Annotated in this window: 19 protein-coding genes; 10 read left to right on the plus strand and 9 right to left on the minus strand. The window is 37.8% G+C overall.

The window, feature by feature from the left end:
• The first annotated feature begins 94 nt into the window (after positions 1-94).
• Positions 95-1,255, plus strand: a complete 1,161-nt coding sequence (locus FNW07_RS11225) for a C40 family peptidase (RefSeq protein WP_126744834.1) — start codon at positions 95-97, stop codon at positions 1,253-1,255.
• Positions 1,256-1,319: 64 nt separating this feature from the next.
• Here the strand turns inward: FNW07_RS11225 and FNW07_RS11230 are convergent, their stop codons facing one another.
• Complete coding sequence (locus tag FNW07_RS11230; protein WP_126744811.1) at positions 1,320-1,793, minus strand: PepSY-like domain-containing protein; 474 nt, start codon at positions 1,791-1,793, stop codon at positions 1,320-1,322.
• Between the two features lie 222 nt (positions 1,794-2,015).
• On the opposite strand from FNW07_RS11230, the gene FNW07_RS11235 reads away from it, so the two are divergent.
• Both FNW07_RS11235 and FNW07_RS11240 read left to right on the plus strand, forming a co-directional pair.
• The gene (locus FNW07_RS11235; protein ID WP_126744812.1) at positions 2,016-3,425 is read left to right on the plus strand and encodes an APC family permease; all 1,410 of its coding nucleotides are present in this window, start codon (positions 2,016-2,018) and stop codon (positions 3,423-3,425) included.
• Between the two features lie 67 nt (positions 3,426-3,492).
• Entirely contained in the window at positions 3,493-4,383 is an 891-nt protein-coding gene (locus FNW07_RS11240) for an alpha/beta hydrolase (protein WP_126744813.1), read from the plus strand.
• A gap of 299 nt (positions 4,384-4,682) precedes the next feature.
• Here FNW07_RS11240 and FNW07_RS11245 read toward each other — a convergent pair whose 3' ends face one another.
• Together FNW07_RS11245 and FNW07_RS11250 are read right to left on the minus strand one after the other, a co-directional pair.
• Positions 4,683-6,128: a glyceraldehyde-3-phosphate dehydrogenase gene (locus FNW07_RS11245; RefSeq protein ID WP_126744814.1), complete on the minus strand. Its 1,446-nt coding sequence runs from the start codon at positions 6,126-6,128 to the stop codon at positions 4,683-4,685.
• Between the two features lie 154 nt (positions 6,129-6,282).
• The gene (locus FNW07_RS11250; protein ID WP_126744815.1) at positions 6,283-7,680 is read right to left on the minus strand and encodes a trypsin-like peptidase domain-containing protein; all 1,398 of its coding nucleotides are present in this window, start codon (positions 7,678-7,680) and stop codon (positions 6,283-6,285) included.
• 135 nt (positions 7,681-7,815) lie between these two features.
• Here FNW07_RS11250 and dapF point away from each other — a divergent pair, with 135 nt between their 5' ends.
• The 5 genes from dapF (at position 7,816) to FNW07_RS11275 (ending at position 12,058) form a co-directional block, all read left to right on the plus strand.
• Positions 7,816-8,604 carry a diaminopimelate epimerase gene (gene dapF, locus FNW07_RS11255; protein WP_126744816.1) on the plus strand — a complete coding sequence of 263 codons (789 nt, stop codon included), beginning with the start codon at positions 7,816-7,818 and terminating at the stop codon, positions 8,602-8,604.
• 40 nt (positions 8,605-8,644) lie between these two features.
• On the plus strand, positions 8,645-9,178 hold the full coding sequence (locus FNW07_RS11260; RefSeq protein ID WP_126744817.1) for a GNAT family N-acetyltransferase: 534 nt from the start codon (positions 8,645-8,647) through the stop codon (positions 9,176-9,178).
• Between the two features lie 55 nt (positions 9,179-9,233).
• Positions 9,234-10,289, plus strand: a complete 1,056-nt coding sequence (gene mltG, locus FNW07_RS11265) for an endolytic transglycosylase MltG (protein ID WP_126744818.1) — start codon at positions 9,234-9,236, stop codon at positions 10,287-10,289.
• A gap of 2 nt (positions 10,290-10,291) precedes the next feature.
• Positions 10,292-11,212: a DUF2279 domain-containing protein gene (locus tag FNW07_RS11270; RefSeq protein ID WP_255512757.1), complete on the plus strand. Its 921-nt coding sequence runs from the start codon at positions 10,292-10,294 to the stop codon at positions 11,210-11,212.
• 210 nt (positions 11,213-11,422) lie between these two features.
• Positions 11,423-12,058: a peptidoglycan-binding protein LysM gene (locus tag FNW07_RS11275; RefSeq protein ID WP_126744819.1), complete on the plus strand. Its 636-nt coding sequence runs from the start codon at positions 11,423-11,425 to the stop codon at positions 12,056-12,058.
• 51 nt (positions 12,059-12,109) lie between these two features.
• On the opposite strand, the gene FNW07_RS11280 is transcribed toward FNW07_RS11275, so the two are convergent.
• The 3 genes from FNW07_RS11280 to dnaA all read right to left on the minus strand — a co-directional run bounded on the left by FNW07_RS11280 (position 12,110) and on the right by dnaA (position 14,831).
• Complete coding sequence (locus FNW07_RS11280) at positions 12,110-12,832, minus strand: SAM-dependent methyltransferase (protein WP_126744820.1); 723 nt, start codon at positions 12,830-12,832, stop codon at positions 12,110-12,112.
• 103 nt (positions 12,833-12,935) lie between these two features.
• Positions 12,936-13,403, minus strand: coding sequence for a low molecular weight protein-tyrosine-phosphatase (locus FNW07_RS11285; RefSeq protein WP_126744821.1), 468 nt, complete (start codon positions 13,401-13,403; stop codon positions 12,936-12,938).
• Entirely contained in the window at positions 13,404-14,831 is a 1,428-nt protein-coding gene (gene dnaA, locus FNW07_RS11290) for a chromosomal replication initiator protein DnaA (protein WP_126744822.1), read from the minus strand.
• Positions 14,832-15,019: 188 nt separating this feature from the next.
• Between dnaA and FNW07_RS11295 the strand changes: the two genes are divergently transcribed.
• A complete protein-coding gene (locus FNW07_RS11295; protein WP_126744823.1) occupies positions 15,020-15,427 on the plus strand; it encodes a thioesterase family protein in 408 nt (135 codons plus the stop codon).
• Between the two features lie 6 nt (positions 15,428-15,433).
• On the opposite strand, the gene FNW07_RS11300 is transcribed toward FNW07_RS11295, so the two are convergent.
• The 3 genes from FNW07_RS11300 to ribD are packed head-to-tail and all read right to left on the minus strand — an operon-like array spanning position 15,434 to position 17,701.
• On the minus strand, positions 15,434-16,045 hold the full coding sequence (locus FNW07_RS11300; protein ID WP_126744824.1) for a YigZ family protein: 612 nt from the start codon (positions 16,043-16,045) through the stop codon (positions 15,434-15,436).
• A gap of 11 nt (positions 16,046-16,056) precedes the next feature.
• On the minus strand, positions 16,057-16,668 hold the full coding sequence (locus FNW07_RS11305; protein ID WP_126744825.1) for an HAD family phosphatase: 612 nt from the start codon (positions 16,666-16,668) through the stop codon (positions 16,057-16,059).
• A complete protein-coding gene (ribD, locus tag FNW07_RS11310; RefSeq protein ID WP_126744826.1) occupies positions 16,661-17,701 on the minus strand; it encodes a bifunctional diaminohydroxyphosphoribosylaminopyrimidine deaminase/5-amino-6-(5-phosphoribosylamino)uracil reductase RibD in 1,041 nt (346 codons plus the stop codon). Before ribD ends, FNW07_RS11305 begins: the two co-directional genes overlap by 8 nt.
• A gap of 238 nt (positions 17,702-17,939) precedes the next feature.
• On the opposite strand from ribD, the gene FNW07_RS11315 reads away from it, so the two are divergent.
• Positions 17,940-18,425, plus strand: a complete 486-nt coding sequence (locus FNW07_RS11315; protein ID WP_126744827.1) for a GNAT family N-acetyltransferase — start codon at positions 17,940-17,942, stop codon at positions 18,423-18,425.
• Position 18,426: the final 1 nt, after the last annotated feature.

An 18,426-nucleotide genomic window follows, 5' to 3' on the forward strand; every position in this document is an offset into this window, starting at 1 on the left:
AAATATATCGACACAAAGAATTGATAAGTTTTAATAATTGTATCACGAAGTATCATGCATTTATGATAGTGAAAATACAGAATCCGGAAGAAATATGAAGCAGGTGAAATTGATTTTATTGGGAATGTTTTTAAGCGGCATCAGCGCTTTCGCTCAACAGAAATATGTAAAGCATACTGTTTCAAAAGGGGAAACAATTTCAGAAATTGCCGAAAAATACAATGTCAGTCCCAGTGATATTTATAAAGTAAACCCCGATTCAAAAAAGCTTTTAAAATTAAAACAAGTGTTGCGTATTCCCGCTCCGGAAACCAAAAAAGAGAAAAAATCCCATAAGGCTGTTGTCTATTCTTCTGTAAAAACACATCAGGTACTTCCAAAAGAAACCATGTACGGTATTGCGAGACAATATGGTATTTCTGTTTCAGATTTAGAAATAGCTAATCCTATTTTAAAAAATACAACCTTACAGGTTGGACAGGAAATTTCCATTCCCGTAGAAGGAGAGAGTAAAGTAATTGTTGAGAAAGAAATCCTGAAAACCAAATCTGGAGGTATGGTTCCTGAAAAACCATTGACACTTACGGATGTTGTCATACCAGAACCTAAGATTTTTACCAATAATACGAGTGAAGCCATTGTTCATGAGGTGCTTCCTAAAGAAACAAAATACGGAATCGCGAAACGTTATGGAATTACAATTGCGGCCCTTGAAAAACTAAATCCGGAAATTGTTAATAGCCTTCCGGTTGGTGTCAAACTGAATATAAATAAATCGGCGGACATCAATAAATCAATTATCGTAAAAAATGAGGCAGCCACTGCCATCATTAAAGATACGACCAGCATTGCAAAATCATATATTCCTGCCGATTTGGCGGAACGATTGATTCAGACCGCATCAGAAAATATTGGGACGCGTTATCACTCGGGAGGGACTTCAAAAGATGGTTTTGATTGTTCCGGTCTGATGTGCAATACATTTAGTGCTTTTGATATTAAACTGCCTAGATCTTCCCATGAACAGGCAGGATACGGAACTAAAATCAATGTAAATGAGGTGAAAAAAGGAGATTTGATTTTCTTTAAAACCAATGGCAGAAATCAGATTAACCATGTGGGTATGGTGGTTGAGGTACTGGATGGCGGCGAAATAAAATTCATTCATGCGTCCGTGCAAAGCGGTGTTATTATTTCTTCTACCAAGGAGCCGTACTATGAAAGAAATTTTGTTCAGGTAAACCGGGTTTTATAGAGACTATAAAATATAAAAGAAAAACGCTCCGGTTATGGAGCGTTTTTCTTTTATATGGGATTCTTTAGTCTTCTTCGTCATGGGTATCTTCTGTGTCTTTTGTTTGGCGTAAAATCTTGCCATCAGCCGTAAACAGCACATCAAAACTCTCGTTACCTTTTTTAACTTCGGATTCGAAACAATTGCCCTTTTTACCACTCTGAATGCTGCTAGCATCAGTTATTTTGAAATTTGCAAAATGGTTCTTTATGGATGCCTGAACGGCTTCCGGCAATGCGGAAACGAGTATTTCTGTTTCTGTTTGCAGCCATTTTCCATTCGGATCAAAACCTGCTGAAACTTTCCTGCCATTAAATTTAAAGTCGGCTTCAAATTCCATTTTATTTTCCTTTTCCCACTTTACTTTTGTTGCTGCTGGAAATTTGGCTTTGAAAGCCGCTTGCACAGTTGCAGGGATTTTGTCAGCCGTTAATTTTTGGGACCAGCCCGTATTGCTGATTACAGTTACTGCAAACAGCATAAAAATTATCTTTTTCATTTTTGAATTGTTTTTAAAGTGAATTACTGATTGAATGCTGTTTGTAATAAGCAACTAATTTAGTGAAATAAATCGCTGTTATCGAGTTAAGTACGTGTTATTTTGTAAAAATAAATCAGTATTTTATAGAAAATGAAATCCGTGAAACCCTATAATCTTGGTTCGTCCTATTCCAGGAATTTCCAAAAAAAGTATATCTTTAGCCAACCAAAACCCAATAACATGCAAGAAAATACCCCAGAAGATTTTAAAAGAGAACTCGGACTACTCGACGGTACCATGCTTGTGGTTGGTTCGATGATAGGATCGGGAATATTTATAGTAAGTTCCGATATGGTACGTCAAGTGGGTTCCGCAGGTTGGCTGACACTTATTTGGGTTATTTCAGGATTAATCACCATGATAGCTGCGGTGAGTTATGGCGAATTAAGCGCGATGTTCCCCAAAGCCGGCGGACAATACGTGTATCTGAAAGAAGCATATAACAAACTGATTGCTTTTCTTTACGGTTGGAGTTTCTTCGCAGTAATACAAACCGGAACCATTGCTGCTGTAGGAGTTGGATTCTCAAAATTTGCCGCCTATTTATATCCGCCATTGAGTGATGAGAATATTCTGTACGAAATTGGTGCTTTCAAGCTCAATGCAGCACAAATCGTTTCTATAATTACGATTGTTTTCCTTTCGTATCTCAATAGTCGGGGTGTAAGAAACAGCAAGATATTGCAAACGGTTTTAACGATAATCAAAATTCTTTCTCTTTTAGGATTGTTAGTATTCGGATTTTTACTGGCTGCCAAAGCCGAAGTCTGGAATGCCAATTGGGCTGATGCCTGGGCTACAAGAACCTATGTAAAAGATTCCGCGTCCTGGCTTCCGATTTCCGGAATGGCATTAATTTCCGGAGTTGCCGCCGCGATGGTGGGTTCTTTGTTTTCCAGCGATGCTTGGAATGGGGTGACTTTTATAGCCGGCGAAATTAAAAACCCAAAACGGAATGTGGGTTTGAGTTTATTCCTGGGAACCCTAATTGTAAGCGTTATTTACGTTTTAGTCAATTTAATGTATTTGGCCGTAATTCCATTGGATGAAATTGCCACCGCAAAATCCGATAGGGTTGCAGTGGTGGCTTCACAATATATCTTTGGGAATATTGGAACGTTGATTATCGCCCTGATGATTATGATTTCGACATTCGCTTGTAACAACGGATTGATTATGGCGGGAGCCAGAGTGTACTATACGATGGCAAAAGACGGACTGTTTTTCAAAAAAGCGGCAACTCTGAATGATGCGAGTGTTCCGGCTTGGGCTTTGTGGGCACAATGTATCTGGGCTTCGGCTTTATGTCTGACCGGAAAATATGGTGATTTACTGGATTTCGTAATCATTATCGTATTGATATTTTATATTTTGACCATTTATGGAATTTTTATTCTTCGCAAGAAAATGCCGGATGCGGACAGGCCTTATAAAGCTTTTGGATATCCGTTTTTGCCAATGCTATACATAATTATTGCCAGTGCAGTTTCTATTTCTTTATTGATTACCAAAACCAGTACGTGTGGTTGGGGTGTTTTGATTATGCTGATTGGAATCCCAATTTATTACATGACGAAACCGAAAGAGTAAATGAGTTATAATTTATGAGTTAGGAGCAACCAAATTTGAACCGAACTTATATAGAATCAAAATATAAATGAAACTATCTACATCTTTAAAAGCATTTCGATTTATCATTTTATTATTAATTACCAATTTATCTAAAGCGCAAGATATTAACTCGAATGTTGAATTGTCAATGAGAGGACATATTTTGCAATCAACAGTTAATAACAAAACATACCAATTATACATCTCACTTCCTGCTGGTTATAATTCAGCAGATACAACTCGTTATCCAGTATTATATGTGTTGGATGCCAACTATTCTTACCCTTTAATTTCCTCACTTCACAATTTACTAGATTCTGGACAAGAAATAGAAAAAATAATAATAGTAGCTATAGGAGATAAAGACCAATCAAATACAACTTGGATAACTAGTAGAATGGCTGATTGTACTCCTTCAAATGATCCAAATGTGGATGCTGAAATAGCAAATGGACTTAACATTCCTGTATCCCAAGTAAAAACAGGAGGTGCTAAAGATTTTTTAGCAACTATTCGCACCGACATTATTCCATTTATTGATAGGTGTTACAAAACCACGAATGACCGTGGGATTTCAGGGCATTCTGTTGGGGGTTTATTTGCCGGATATTGTTTACTTAATGCAACTGATTTATTTAAAAGATATGGCATAAACAGTCCGTCTTTTTTGTGGAACAATCAAGAGATTCTCTCTTCTGAGGAAACTTTTATCACAGAAAACTCCGAGATTAATGCAAAAATTTTTATTTCTTTCGGTAGTCTTGAGCCAGAAATTATGTTGCCATCTATTAATTCTTTTATAAGTGCTTTGAAAGAATATGACTGCAAAGGCTTATCATTAACTACTCAAATTTTTGAAAATGAAACACACATTTCGGTAGTAGCTGCATCAACAAGTCGTACTTTGAAAGTCTTATATGGTGTTAAAAGACAATAATAAATATCGAAAAACACAATAACAATTAAAATTGACAGCCGGTAACATCGGTTTGTAGCGATTACTTTCATTATGTGTATGCTAAAAAATACACAGCTAATTCATTTGTTTGTTTTTGTGCTTAGATTTCATGTGAAATTACAAGTGTCCTAGCCCTGATAGCAGTGGAAATCCTTTTTTGACTCGCCTTTTTCGGCAAGGCAAAAAAGATTGTAACGAATAGCAGGATTAGCTCCAAATAAAAAAATCCGTTTCAAATGAATGAAACGGATTTTTTATTTAAAGAATTTTGCTGTCTGCTAGTAGTACGTAAAACGTCTTACTTTAGAAATATATTTCGCTAAACGAATTACCTGGTGGCTGTATCCATATTCGTTATCGTACCAGATGTACAATACGATATTTTGACCATCAGCAGAAACAATCGTTGCGTTACTGTCATAGATTGACGGAGCCGAAGTCCCAACAATATCCGAAGAAACCAACTCATTGTTCAGTGAATATTTGATTTGCTCTACCAATTCGCCTTCCAAAGCGTATTTTTTCATGATAGCATTGATCTCAGCAATAGAGGTTTTTTTGGTTACTTCCAAATTCAATACGACCAAAGAACCGTTAGGAACGGGAACCCGAATCGCATTTGAAGTTAATTTTCCGGCCAAACTTGGCAATGCTTTCGCAACCGCACTTCCGGCACCGGTTTCAGTAATTACCATATTCAAGGCTGCAGCTCTACCACGACGGTATTTCTTGTGCATGTTATCCACTAAATTCTGGTCATTGGTATAGGCATGGATTGTTTCCAAATGTCCTTTTACAACTCCTAATGTATCTTCCACCGCTTTTAGGATTGGTGTGATGGCATTGGTCGTGCAAGATGCAGCTGAGAAAATATGTACTGTGTCCGGATTGTACTCCGTGTGGTTTACCCCGTGAACAATATTAGGAACTCCTTTTCCCGGAGCGGTCAATAATACTTTGTCCGCCCCTTTTGAAGTCAGGTGTCTGCTCAATGCTTCCTCTGTAGTAAACGCACCGGTATTGTCAATTACAAGCGCATCATGGATTCCGTACGCGGTATAATCAATATCTTCCGGCTGATTCGCTGTAATGATGTGAACGGTAGTACCGTTGATGATTAACGAATTGTTTTCCACATCGGCCGTAACCGAACCCTGGAAATCGCCGTGTATAGAATCATAACGCAATAAAGACGCTCTTTTTTCTAAAGTCGTCGCGTCATTTTTGTCACGGGTAACGATAGCTCTCAAACGCAATTGATCCCCTTTTCCTGTTTTTGACATTAATTCACGCGCCAACAAACGTCCGATACGACCAAATCCGTAAAGCACAACATCTTTAGGTTTGATGTGCTCGTTCTCTTTTGCGTTTTTTAATTTGTCAATTACAAAAGCAGTAGCGCTGTTGTATTTGTCATCTTCCAGATGGTATTCGTAAGTCAGTTTACCGATATCCAATTTCGATGGCGGTAAATCCAATGAAAGAATGGCTCTTGCAATCTCAACAGAATCAAAGATGTTAATTGGTTTTTCAACAAAAGCCCCGGCATACTCATGCAGGTTGATGATGTCACTTACATTCTTGTCAATCAACTGGTTTCTGAAAAGTACAATTTCGATAGATTTATCATACCATAAATCGCTGATGATCTTGATAAATTCTACACCGGCTCTTCTTCTATCTGCCTGAAATGAAAGCTCCTTCTCGTATAATATGTTATCCATTCGTATTAAATTATAAATAGTTAGTGTTGTTATTTTTAATTCCCTGCAAAAGTATAGATTTCAAAAGTTTTCGTAAAGTGTTTTCCCATATAATTTTACAAAATAAAAAAGTCACCTCACATGGAGATGACTTTTTTAAAAAATTACGTGTTAATTACAGTATCAGTCGGATAACCTGACCTTTAACCGTTATCATTTCGATCTGGGCGCTTTCATTACTTTGCTTTGTCGATAGGATTCTGGAAACCGTTTCGATGTCGGTCGCCTGGTTATTATCGACGCTCAAAATAATACCGCCGGTTAAATCCCTTGCATAACCATTCAGCTTTTCATTATCAATATCATTGATTTTAACACCAAAGTCAATATGGAATTTCTTTTTATCCGAAGCATCAATATTCTGAAGCTGTAATCCATTGTATTCAAAGGAAACAAATTCGTTTTTTGTAAGCGTTACCGGAATTACCATCGATCTATCCTTACGGATCAAAGTCACCTGGACTTTATCGTTCGGCCTTTTGGTATTGATGTATCCGTTGATATCGGCATACGACGAAATATTCTGGTTGTCCAATTTAATCACAATGTCACCTTTTGTAATTCCTGCTTTATCCGCACCAGAGTTTTTGGTTACTTTGGCCACATAAAAACCTTCTGTTTGGTTAATGCCTAATTCCTTAGAAGCATTGTTGTTCAGTTCTCCGCCTTCAATTCCCAAAATACCTCGTTGCACATTTCCAAATTCCATCAGATCCTGAACGATCTTGCGTGTAATATTTGAAGGTACTGCAAAGGAATAGCCAACATAAGACCCGGTCATCGAAGAAATCATCGTGTTGATTCCAATTAATTCGCCTCGGGTGTTTACCAATGCACCACCACTGTTTCCGGGATTTACGGCCGCATCGGTTTGGATAAACGACTGGATTCCTTTAGTATCTAAGTTTCGGGCTTTCGCCGAAATAATCCCCGCCGTCACAGTTGAGGTAAGGTTATACGGATTTCCGACTGCCAAAACCCATTCGCCTACCTTTATATTATCAGAATCCGCAAAAGTGGTGTAGGACAATTTTTCGTCTGCATCAATTTTCAGCAAGGCAATATCCATTTTGGAATCGGTTCCCACCAAAGTAGCTTTGTACACCTTTTTATCGTTTAATGTAATTTCAATTTCGGATGCGTCTTTCACAACATGATTGTTGGTGACAATATATCCGTCTTCGGAAATAATGACACCAGATCCTGTTCCAACCTGTTCCTGCTGCTGTTGTCCTTTATAACCGTAGAAAAATTCCATGATCGGATTGGAAACGGTTCGGTACGAAACATTTTTGACGTGAACGACGGTGTGGACTGCCTTGTCGGCGGCTTCGGTAAAATCCAAAGGTTCGGCAGACATTCCTACGGTTCTTTGATAATTTGTTGGAGCGAGAGTAACAACAGACTTATTATCTGAAAAATATCCGTTTTCGTCAAATAATAATTTGTACGCTCCAAGAGTCATCGCTCCACTTAGCATTGAAACTAAAAATAAGCTTGAAAATCTTTTCATTGTATTTAATATTATTTTGGTTACTATTCTCGTAAAATTAAAAAAGTCTTGCGGTAAAAAAATCAGTTTAACGCCGGTTTAACAATGATTAACTTTTCATTAATATTTGTACTTTTGTTATAGATAATTGCAACAATGGAAATCACATTTTATAAATACGAAGGCACCGGAAATGATTTCGTGATAATTGATAATCGTCACGGGACTTTTCCCAAAGGAAACATCAAATTGATTGCCCATCTGTGTGACAGACGATTTGGTATTGGCGGGGACGGATTAATTTTATTGGAAGATGATAAAACCACCGATTTTAAGATGGTTTATTATAATTCCGATGGAAATACCAGTTCCATGTGTGGGAATGGTGGTCGATGTCTGGTGGCTTTCGCCAAAAAGTTACAGATTATCCAGAAAGAGGCCACGTTTATTGCAGCTGACGGATTGCATTATGCTACCATAAATGATGAAGGTGTCGTTTCGTTGCAAATGAAAGATGTCGATACGGTGAAAACGATGAAAGATTATGTTTTTTTAGATACAGGCTCCCCGCATCATGTGCAATTTTCGGAAAACTTGAAATCGATGGATGTAAAATCAATCGGAGCCGCAATTCGATATAGCGATTTGTATGGAAAAGCAGGAAGTAATGTGAATTTTGTTCAGCAAAAGGGCACAGATTCTTTTAGTATCAGAACGTACGAAAGAGGTGTCGAGGATGAAACATTATCATGCGGAACCGGAGCTACAGCAGTGGCCATTGCGATGAAATTCCTGGAGAAAACAAAATCAAATACCATTAAGATTAATGTGGAAGGCGGTAAGCTCGAAGTGTCATTTACCTTTATGGACGGACGGTTTACCAATGTTTTTCTGAAAGGCCCGGCTACTTTTGTTTTTGAAGGTACTATCCGTGCGCTGGTATAAACAGGTATCAAATTTATAACCGATAATCCAATAATCTATTTTGATTACATTAAAAGGGAAGACCATACATTTAAGAGCACTCGAGCCCAATGATTTGGAGTTTGTGTATGCTTTGGAAAACGACGAATGCATTTGGGAAGTAAGTAATACCAATACGCCGTACAGTCGTTTCTTGGTCCGCCAATATCTGGAAAACGCCCATCAGGATATTTTTGAAGCCAAACAATTGCGATTGGCTATTTGCAAAAACAATGATAAAAACGCCATTGGACTTATTGATTTATTTGAGTTTGATCCTAAAAATAATCGGGCCGGTATTGGTATCCTTGTCGGTAATGATCAGAATAGGGGGCATGGAATAGGAACCGAAGCCCTCGATTTGTTAATTCAATATGCGTTCCGTCAATTAAACCTTCATCAATTATTTGCGAATATTGATACTAACAATGAACCCAGTCTGAGCCTTTTTACTAAATTTGGCTTTGAAAAAATAGGGATTAAAAAACAGTGGAATTTAGTGGATGGCAGATACCAAGATGAAGCTTTATTTCAGTTAATCAACCCAAAATTTTAAATAAAACGATTTAAAAAAACGTATAAGCCAACAGTTAACAAACAGCACCTCACAAATGAAAAATAAAAAAATACTATCGATTGTTTCTATTCTTGTAATTTTAGCCTTAATGGTTTATGGTTATAAACTGTACCGGGATATTTTTTCTGATAATACGAAATTTGCAGAAGATGAATTTTTTGTACATGTTCCAACTGACGCCACTTATGCAGATGTCAAAAAAATAATCAACCCTTTTATCAAAGATATGGACCGTTTTGAAATGGTCGCCAATAAAAGATCATATCCGGAGAATGTAAAATCCGGTCGCTTTTTGTTCAAAAAAGGAATGAACAGTTTTGAATTGGTAAATGCGATGCGTCAGAATGTCCCGGTGAAATTAGCTTTCAATAATCAGGAACGGTTGGAGAATGTGGCCGGAAGAGTGGGGTCGCAAATCGAAGCCGACAGTACTTCGTTAATGAAAACGTTTACCGATTCAACTTTCTTAAAAGAAAACGGCCTGACCAAAGACAATGTGTTGAGCATCTGCATTCCAAATACCTATGAGTTTTACTGGAACACATCTGCCATAAAATTCCGCGATAAAATGATTAAGGAATACCGCAAATTCTGGAATGAAGAACGTACAGCTAAAGCAGCTAAATTAGGATTTACCCCAATTCAGGCTACTACCTTAGCATCTATAGTACACAAAGAAACAGTAAAAAAAGACGAAAGACCAAGGGTAGCAAGAGTTTACATCAATCGTTTGAAATTGGAGATGCCACTTCAGGCAGATCCAACGGTTATTTTTGCCAAGAAAAAGCAATTGGGTGATTTTGATACCATTATCAAAAGAGTGTATTTCAATGATTTGAAAATCAGTTCTCCTTTTAATACCTATATGAATATCGGTTTGCCTCCCGGCCCGATTGCAATGCCGGATATTACTGCCATTGACGCCGTACTGGATCCTGAAAACAATGATTATCTTTATTTCTGCGCCAGCGTCACCAAATTTGGCTATCATGAATTTGCTTCCACCTTATCGCAGCATGCGGTTAATCGTAAGAAATATGTGGAATGGTTGAATAAACAGGCATTGGAAAGAGAAGTTTTAAGAAAGTAATTTTGAGTTGGAATAAATATTTTTTTTTCGCGCTGTTTTCTGTAGTAATCTTTCATCAGGGTTTTGCACAGAATACAGTAGATAATTTTTTAAAACCTTCCGATTCGTTAAATATATCCAGAAGAAATACGGTGGTTATTTCCGAAACTGCTTTGGCTGCAACTGCATTAGTCGGGCTGAACCAACTTTGGTATAAGGATTATCCAAGATCAGATTTTCATTTTATAAATGATAATTCCGATTGGTTGCAAATGGATAAAGCCGGCCACGTTTTTTCTTCCTATCAACTTGGAAACATAGGTAAGAACACCTTGCAATGGAGTGGTGTCGGCCGCAAAAAACAACTGCTATATGGAGCAACTGCAGGATTTGTTTTCCTGTCGGCTGTTGAGATATTTGATGGCTATTCGGCGGAATGGGGTGCCTCGTCTGGAGATGTATTGGCAAATGCAACCGGAACAGCACTGTTTGTTTCTCAGGAATTGATCTGGAAAGAGCAACGCATCATTCCTAAATTTTCTTTTCATAGCACAAGATACGCTTCTGTAAGACCGGAAGTTCTTGGCAATTCTGTTGACGAACAAATTCTGAAGGATTATAACGGACAAACCTATTGGTTGTCTGCCAACATGCATGCCTTTTTTAAAACCAGCAAAATACCAACCTGGCTCAATTTGGCAATAGGTTATGGAGCTGAAGGAATGATCAATGGACACAATGAACCGTTGAGTAATTCTTCGCTTCCAAATTATGACCGGTACCGACAGTATTATTTGTCTTTTGATGTCGATCTGACTAAAATCAAGACGAAATCCCATGTTTTGAAAACACTTTTTTCACTCTTCAACACCATAAAAGTGCCTGCTCCTACAGTTGTATACACGCAGAATAACCAGTTAAAATGGCACTTCGTCTATTTTTAGATAATTTTAACATATTGATTTTCAACCCCGTTTTATTTAGGTTATCTTTGCAGGGTAGAAATTTCTTAATTCTGAAATCACTTTTAGTCCCAAAGTCGTTACCGGCTTTTTGAATTTTATGTTGGTTTTGATGTTTCAAAAATGCCCCAGTTTGATGACTTATTTGTCTCACTGACAAAATAAAAACATCGTTAAGAAGAAAAACAACTTATGTTAAGAAAATGGTTCTTTTACGCTGGAATAATCAGCGTCGTAGCTTTTTTAAGCTCAGGTTTTAAACCTTTAAAATCGGAAACTTTCGATTGGTTTCATGTAGATGTGAATGAGGATATCTCTTATCAATTTCCATCACAGAAACAAAATGATTACAAAAGTCTAAACATTCCTTTCACCGGCAGGTTTTTTGTGGGTTACAAAGAAGCCATTGGTTTCAAAGAATCAGAAGGAAAGTACAGAAAGATTAACTCTCTGGGTTATATGGGCAAATACCAATTTGGTGTGGGAACCCTGAAAACCATCGGAATTCATGACAGCTTAGCGTTCTTAAACAGTCCAAAAATGCAGGAAAAGGCATTTGTGGCGCTCTTGGCTAAGAATAAATGGGAACTGAAAGATGAAATTGAAAAGTACGAAGGTAAGATTGTAGGCGGAGTTCGGATAACCGAATCAGGTATTTTGGCGGCAGCCCATTTGGGAGGAGCCGGTTCTGTAAAAAGATTTCTGCACAGTAATGGCAGAAAAAAATGCAAAGACAACTACGGTACCTCTATCAAGCATTATATGAGAGATTTTGCAGGATATGAAACTTCAGGAATTGTGGCCGATAACAATGCAAGAGTGAAATAAACATTTGCGTTCATAAAAAAAAACCTGTCTTCGCACAGGTTTTTTTATGCGCTACATTTTATGGATGATAAATATAGTAGGGCGATTGTGTAAATCGATTTTGGCATTTTTCCATTCCGAGGCCCTCATCGTTTTAATATATTCGGTAGGCAGTGTAATGTCCGATGCGATGCAAAGATAGGTCGATGGTTGAATAGCCTGGAGGATATCTTCCAGCATCTTGTTATTCCGATAAGGAGTTTCAATAAAAATCTGGGATTGGTTTTTATCTTGGGATAATTTTTCTAAATTTTTCAAAGCTGCTTTTTTATCTGCCTTATCAATTGGGATATATCCATTGAATGCAAAGCTTTGACCGTTCATTCCGGAAGCCATTATGGCTAACAAAATAGAGGAAGGGCCAACCAAAGGAACTACCTGTATTCCTTTTTCATGTGCCAATTTCACAATTACCGAACCAGGATCTGCTACTCCCGGACAGCCTGCTTCGGACATAAGTCCAATGTTTTTACCTTCTAATAGAGGCTTAATCATTTCATTATGCTCTGACTTTTCGGTGTGTTTGTTCAGGGAGCTAAGACGCAAAGCGGCTTGTACTTTTTCTGGCTGAATGCTTTTGATGAACTTTCTGGCGGTTTTTTCGTTCTCGACAATATAATCGTCAATGAAATCTATGGCTCTTTTTACGGTTTGCGGCAATACATCCATAGGATCGCTTTCGCCTAAAGTAGTTGGAATAAGATATAATTTACCTAATAATGCAGTGGGTTTCATTCATTAATGGATTTAAATGCGAAGGTAGTGATTAATTGAAATAATGCGGGTTACGGAAAACAGCTTTTTAATTGAAGTAATAAAGTGAAGACGTAGCTAATTGTTATACGTGTTTTTGAACTAGCTTGTCAGCAATGATAGTACAGGCCTCATCCAACATTTCATATACCATATCGAATCCATTCTGCAAACCAAAATAAGGATCGGGTACATCCACATTTTCATCTGGAAACAATACGTTCAGAATCATATGGACTTTCTTTTTATGTTCTTCGGTCTGGGCTAAAAACATCACATCATCATAATTGATATTGTCCATTACGTAGATGTAATCAAAATTGTCGAAGTCTTTTGCTGAAAACTGTCTGCCTTTTTGATAAGAAATATCCAAGCCGTTTTTCAATGCAATAGCGATGGAACGCTCATCAGGCTGTCTTCCGACATGCCAGGGTCCGGTACCGGCTGAATCCACGGAGAATTTATCTTTAGGAAGTTTAGAAGCCAAAAGTCCTTGTGCCAACGGCGAACGACAAATATTTCCCAAACATACCATTAAGATTTTAACAGGCATTTATAGCGATAATTTTTTGTGGATATCATCCACGTATTTTTTGAATTGTTTATCGGTAGAAACCAAATTATCAACGGTTTTACAAGCATGTAAAACAGTAGCGTGGTCACGGTCACCAATTTGAGATCCGATGTTGGCTAAAGATGCTTTCGTGAATTTCTTAGCAAAAAACATAGCTAATTGTCTCGCCTGAACCACATGTCTTTTTCTGGTTTTAGATTGTAATGTTTCAATATCCAATTGGAAATAATCAGAAACGGTCTTTTGGATATAGTCAATGGAAACTTCACGTTTTACATTCTTAACGAATTTTTCAACCACCTGTTTTGCCAAATCAATAGTAACTTCCTTTTTATTGAAAGACGATTGGGCAATCAATGAGATGATAGCGCCTTCTAACTCTCTAACGTTCGATTTAATGTTTTTGGCAACATATTCGATTATTTCTTCCGGAATTTCCACGCCGTCACGGTATAGAATATTCTTTAAGATAGAAATTCTTGTTTCATAATCAGGCTGGTGCAGTTCTGCAGAAAGTCCCCATTTGAAACGGGACAACAAACGTTGTTCGATATCCTGCATGTCAACAGGTGCCTTATCAGAAGTCAGGATTACCTGTTTTCCGTTTTGGTGCAGGTAGTTGAAGATATGGAAAAACACATCTTGCGTTCCTGATTTTCCGGAAAGGAATTGAACATCATCAATAATCAAAACATCAATTAACTGATAGAAATGGATGAAATCGTTCCGGTTATTTTTCTTAACTGAATCAATATATTGTTGAGTGAAAATTTCAGCTGAAATATACAGCACGGTTTTTTCAGGATATTTATCTTTTATTTCAACACCAATAGCATGGGCCAAATGCGTTTTACCAAGACCAACTCCTCCAAAGATTAATAAGGGATTAAAGGAAGTCCCGCCTGGTTTGTTGGCGACTGCCATACCGGCAGAACGAGCCAATCGGTTTGAATCTCCTTCAAGAAAATTATCAAAGCTGTAGTTTGCATTTAATTGCGACTCGATTTTTAAATTTCGAATCCCTGGAATCACAAATGGATTTTTTAATTCCGGGCTTAGATTTTTAAATGGGGCATCTACTTCTTGTGGTTTCAATGGTCCTCTGTGGGCACTGGGCAATTGTTCCGTAAACGGTTGTTTATTGCCATAAGTGTTTTCCATTTTAATTTTATAGAGTAACTTTGCGTTTTTTCCAAGTTCTTTGGTCAGGGCCACTTTTAATAATTTTACATAGTGTTCTTCCAACCATTCGTAGAAAAATTTACTAGGTACTTGAATATATAATGCGTTATCGGTTAGCTCAACTGATTTGATAGGTTCGAACCAAGTTTTGTAGGCTTGGTCCTGAATATTGTCCTTTATGAAAGACAGACAGTTTTCCCATACTGATTGCGCAGTTTTGCTCATATATTCGGTTAAATTAGTATTGTTATATTAAATGTTTTCATACAATTGAAAGTGACTTCTTTTGTATTTTTTTGGGAAGACAAATATGTGAACAAAAATCGTTAAAAAAAAATAAAATCAAGATTGATTTTCTAAAAATATTGTTGTAAGGACCTTTCAAAAAGCGTCAAATTTAATTAAAATATCATATGAAAGAACATCAGATCCAGGTGCGTGTCCGCTACTCAGAAACCGACCAGATGGGCGTGGTTTATCACGGAAATTATGTGCCGTATTTCGAAATGGGAAGAGTGGAATGGCTAAGAGACAAAGGGGTTTCTTATAAAAGTATGGAAGAAAGGGGAGTGGCACTTCCGATTGTTTCGATGAATATTAATTATAAGAAATCAGCACGTTATGATGAGGTGCTGACTGTAAAAACGAAGTTTAAAAGTCAGACTACAGTCAAGATTGAATTTGATTGTGAGATTCGTAACGAGGAAAATGAGTTATTAACAACTGCTCACTTTGTTTTGGTGTTTGTCGACATAAAAACGGGTCGGCCAGTGACTCCTCCGAGTTATATAAAAGAGCTTTTGAGCACCATCGAAATTTGAAACAAATTAATCTAATTTTGTTATATTAATTTCAAACATGGAATTAAAAATGTCGGATACCTTTTCGGCATTTTTTTTTCGCGTGGAAACTTCAATCTCACAACTCAGTTCCATTTTTTGGTTGACGATTTCCAGGTTTTTTTCTTTGATGACCCGCATGACTTTATTCATGTTTTTGTAATCAAATGTAATAAGGAAATGAACGTCAATGGTTTTCTCTATAATCTCCGAAATTTCCAGTGCCATCTGCGCAGTGGTTTTGTAAGCAGAAATCAATCCGCCAACTCCCAGTTTTACGCCTCCAAAAAAACGTATCACAACAACTAAAATATTGGTCACACCAAAAGATTGGATTTGTCCGTAAATGGGCATTCCGGCACTGTTGCTCGGTTCGCCATCATCATTGGTGCGAAAGGAGATTTTGTCCGTGCCTATTTGGTAAGCATAACAGAAATGGCCGGCGCCAAAATGCTCTTTTCTTAAATGTTCCAAATGAGTTTTTACTTCGTCTTCGTGACTAACGGGAAAAGCATAACCAAAAAATTTGCTGTTTTTTTCTTTAAATAAAACGGCTGTTGAAGGTTGTTCAATAGTTCGATACGTGTCTTTGTAGTCCAAAATGGGTTATTCTATGTAATGATTTTTTTATCATATAAATCAACGACATCTTCCTGGCCCACTTGTAAATTCCATACCTGAAGTCCGATAGCGGCAGCGGCATCGGTATTTTCTTTACTGTCGTCAATAAAAAGCGTACGTCTTAAAGACAAATCGTGCTTCTTAATAATATAATTGAAAAGTTCCGGTTCCGGTTTTCTCATTCCTAATTCGAACGAGAAATACACCTGCTCAAAACATTGGTAAAATTCCCTGTAAAAAGTCATTCCCGCTTTATGCTGGAATTTTTCAATGTGCATCGGATCCGTATTGCTCAATAAAAACAAACGGTATTTTAAGGATAGTATCTGTAGAAATTCCAGTCGGTACAATGGCATTGGATGTTCCGGTAAAACAGAATTCCATGCGTTACGGACATCTTCGATCGAAGCATCCGGCAAATATTTCTGAATGCCTTGGATGAATTGAAGTTCGTCCACTTTTCCCAATTCGAATTTTATGGACAATTCGTCCAGATCCGATGGCCATTCCTTTAACCCTAATTTTGCAAACTCAACTTTTGGAGCCCCTTTATCCAAATTAATAAATATATCCCCAAAATCAAAAATAATTGTGTTAATCATAGTTTCGAAAGATTATAAGTTCATCATTGTGTATTGAATATTTTTTTCCATTTCCATTTAAAAAGGGCGCTCTGGTTCCGTTTCTCAACTCCACGCTGCCTTTAAAAACTCTCGCTTCATCCCAAAGATTAGAATCAATAAATGATTGTAATGTTTGTCTGCCGCCTTCAATAATTACCGATTGTATTTCATTTTGATGCAAAAACGCGACAATCTGCTCGCATATGTTTTTGCTAAAATCAATTCCAACACTAGTAACATTCTCTTTTACAGCATTGTAGGTTCCGCTGTTAAAAATGATGGTATTCCGGGGACTATCAAATATATGACTTTCTTTTGAAATACGATTATTTCTGTCAATAACAATTTTAACAGGATTATTGCCCGACCAATCCCGCGCGTCCAATTTCGGATTGTCATCCACCACGGTTTGCGTCCCCACAAGGATCGACTGCTCTTCTGTCCGCCATTTATGCACCAGTTGTCGGGAAAACAAATTCGAAATCCACACTGGTTTCTGTTCCTGTTTTTCGGCCGGGCTGATGTATCCGTCCAGACTTTCGGCCCATTTCAATATGATGTAGGGTCTTTTCTTATGGTGGAAGGTAAAAAAGCGTTTGTTCAGTTCATGGCATTCCTTTTCCAGAATACCAACGGTCACATTTTTTCCGGCTTCCATCAGTATCCTGATTCCGGTTCCTGCTACCTTCGCAAAAGGGTCAATCGTTCCCACAACAACATTGGGGATCTTGTGCCGGATAATCATATCGCAGCACGGTGGCGTTTTTCCAAAGTGACTGCAGGGTTCAAGGCTCACATAAATCGTCGCTTTGGATAACAGTGATTTGTCTTTTACGGAGTTTACCGCATGGACTTCGGCATGGGGTTCGCCGGATTTTTGATGCCATCCCTCGCCGATAATTTTGCCTTCATGTACAATTACACTGCCCACCAACGGATTAGGATAGGTGGTGCCCAAACCATTTTTGGCCAATTGAATGCAGCGTTTCATGTATTTTTCTTCGGTAGTCATAGTTCTTGCCCATGGTCGTCAGGAACGCTCTTTTCTAATTTTGAATATTTCTTTTTTTTCATGAGCGTTTCATGTATCTTCACATCACAAAATTACACTTAAAAAATAAGAATTAAAACGATAATTTTCAGGAGCTTTTTCCCGCTGTATGTTGCAATCTTTACTCGCCTTTGGTCAGGCCATTAAAGGATTTTCACGGCCATCGGGGCTAGGCATTTCATTATAAATTAAATTCAGCATGGATAGCATACTTATCAGAGAAATTAAGCCGGCCGACAATCCTGCAATTGCAGCCGTAATCCGAAACGTTTTATTGGAATACAATGTGCCAAAAGTAGGGACAGCATATGCCGATCCGCAGTTGGATTTTATGTGTGAGGCGTATGATAAACCTAATGCGGTTTATTATGTAGTGGAAAATAACGGAAAAATTATTGGCGGGGCCGGAATTAGCCAACTGGAGAATGAAGCGGAAACGATCTGCGAACTGCAGAAGATGTACTTTCTGCCGGAAGCCCGCGGTTTGGGATTGGGAAACAAGATGATGGACAGATGCCTGACCCGTGCCAAAGAATTTGGATATGAAAAGTGCTATCTTGAAACAATGCCGTATATGGAAGATGCACAGAAACTGTATAAAAAATCCGGATTCGATTATTTATGCGGACCAATGGGTAACACCGGACACACATCGTGCCCTGTCTGGATGATTAAAGAGTTGTAAG

This window comes from Flavobacterium sp. GT3R68 (genome assembly GCF_007109225.1).
Lineage (GTDB): Bacteria > Bacteroidota > Bacteroidia > Flavobacteriales > Flavobacteriaceae > Flavobacterium.

Coding starts and splice junctions, on each gene's coding strand:
- FNW07_RS11225 (WP_126744834.1), top strand. CDS start 95: ATGAAGCAGGTGAAATTGATTTTATTGGGAATGTTTTTAAGCGGCATC.
- FNW07_RS11230 (WP_126744811.1), bottom strand. CDS start 1,793: ATGAAAAAGATAATTTTTATGCTGTTTGCAGTAACTGTAATCAGCAAT.
- FNW07_RS11235 (WP_126744812.1), top strand. CDS start 2,016: ATGCAAGAAAATACCCCAGAAGATTTTAAAAGAGAACTCGGACTACTC.
- FNW07_RS11240 (WP_126744813.1), top strand. CDS start 3,493: ATGAAACTATCTACATCTTTAAAAGCATTTCGATTTATCATTTTATTA.
- FNW07_RS11245 (WP_126744814.1), bottom strand. CDS start 6,128: ATGGATAACATATTATACGAGAAGGAGCTTTCATTTCAGGCAGATAGA.
- FNW07_RS11250 (WP_126744815.1), bottom strand. CDS start 7,680: ATGAAAAGATTTTCAAGCTTATTTTTAGTTTCAATGCTAAGTGGAGCG.
- dapF (WP_126744816.1), top strand. CDS start 7,816: ATGGAAATCACATTTTATAAATACGAAGGCACCGGAAATGATTTCGTG.
- mltG (WP_126744818.1), top strand. CDS start 9,234: ATGAAAAATAAAAAAATACTATCGATTGTTTCTATTCTTGTAATTTTA.
- FNW07_RS11275 (WP_126744819.1), top strand. CDS start 11,423: ATGTTAAGAAAATGGTTCTTTTACGCTGGAATAATCAGCGTCGTAGCT.
- FNW07_RS11280 (WP_126744820.1), bottom strand. CDS start 12,832: ATGAAACCCACTGCATTATTAGGTAAATTATATCTTATTCCAACTACT.
- FNW07_RS11285 (WP_126744821.1), bottom strand. CDS start 13,403: ATGCCTGTTAAAATCTTAATGGTATGTTTGGGAAATATTTGTCGTTCG.
- dnaA (WP_126744822.1), bottom strand. CDS start 14,831: ATGAGCAAAACTGCGCAATCAGTATGGGAAAACTGTCTGTCTTTCATA.
- FNW07_RS11295 (WP_126744823.1), top strand. CDS start 15,020: ATGAAAGAACATCAGATCCAGGTGCGTGTCCGCTACTCAGAAACCGAC.
- FNW07_RS11305 (WP_126744825.1), bottom strand. CDS start 16,668: ATGATTAACACAATTATTTTTGATTTTGGGGATATATTTATTAATTTG.
- ribD (WP_126744826.1), bottom strand. CDS start 17,701: ATGACTACCGAAGAAAAATACATGAAACGCTGCATTCAATTGGCCAAA.
- FNW07_RS11315 (WP_126744827.1), top strand. CDS start 17,940: ATGGATAGCATACTTATCAGAGAAATTAAGCCGGCCGACAATCCTGCA.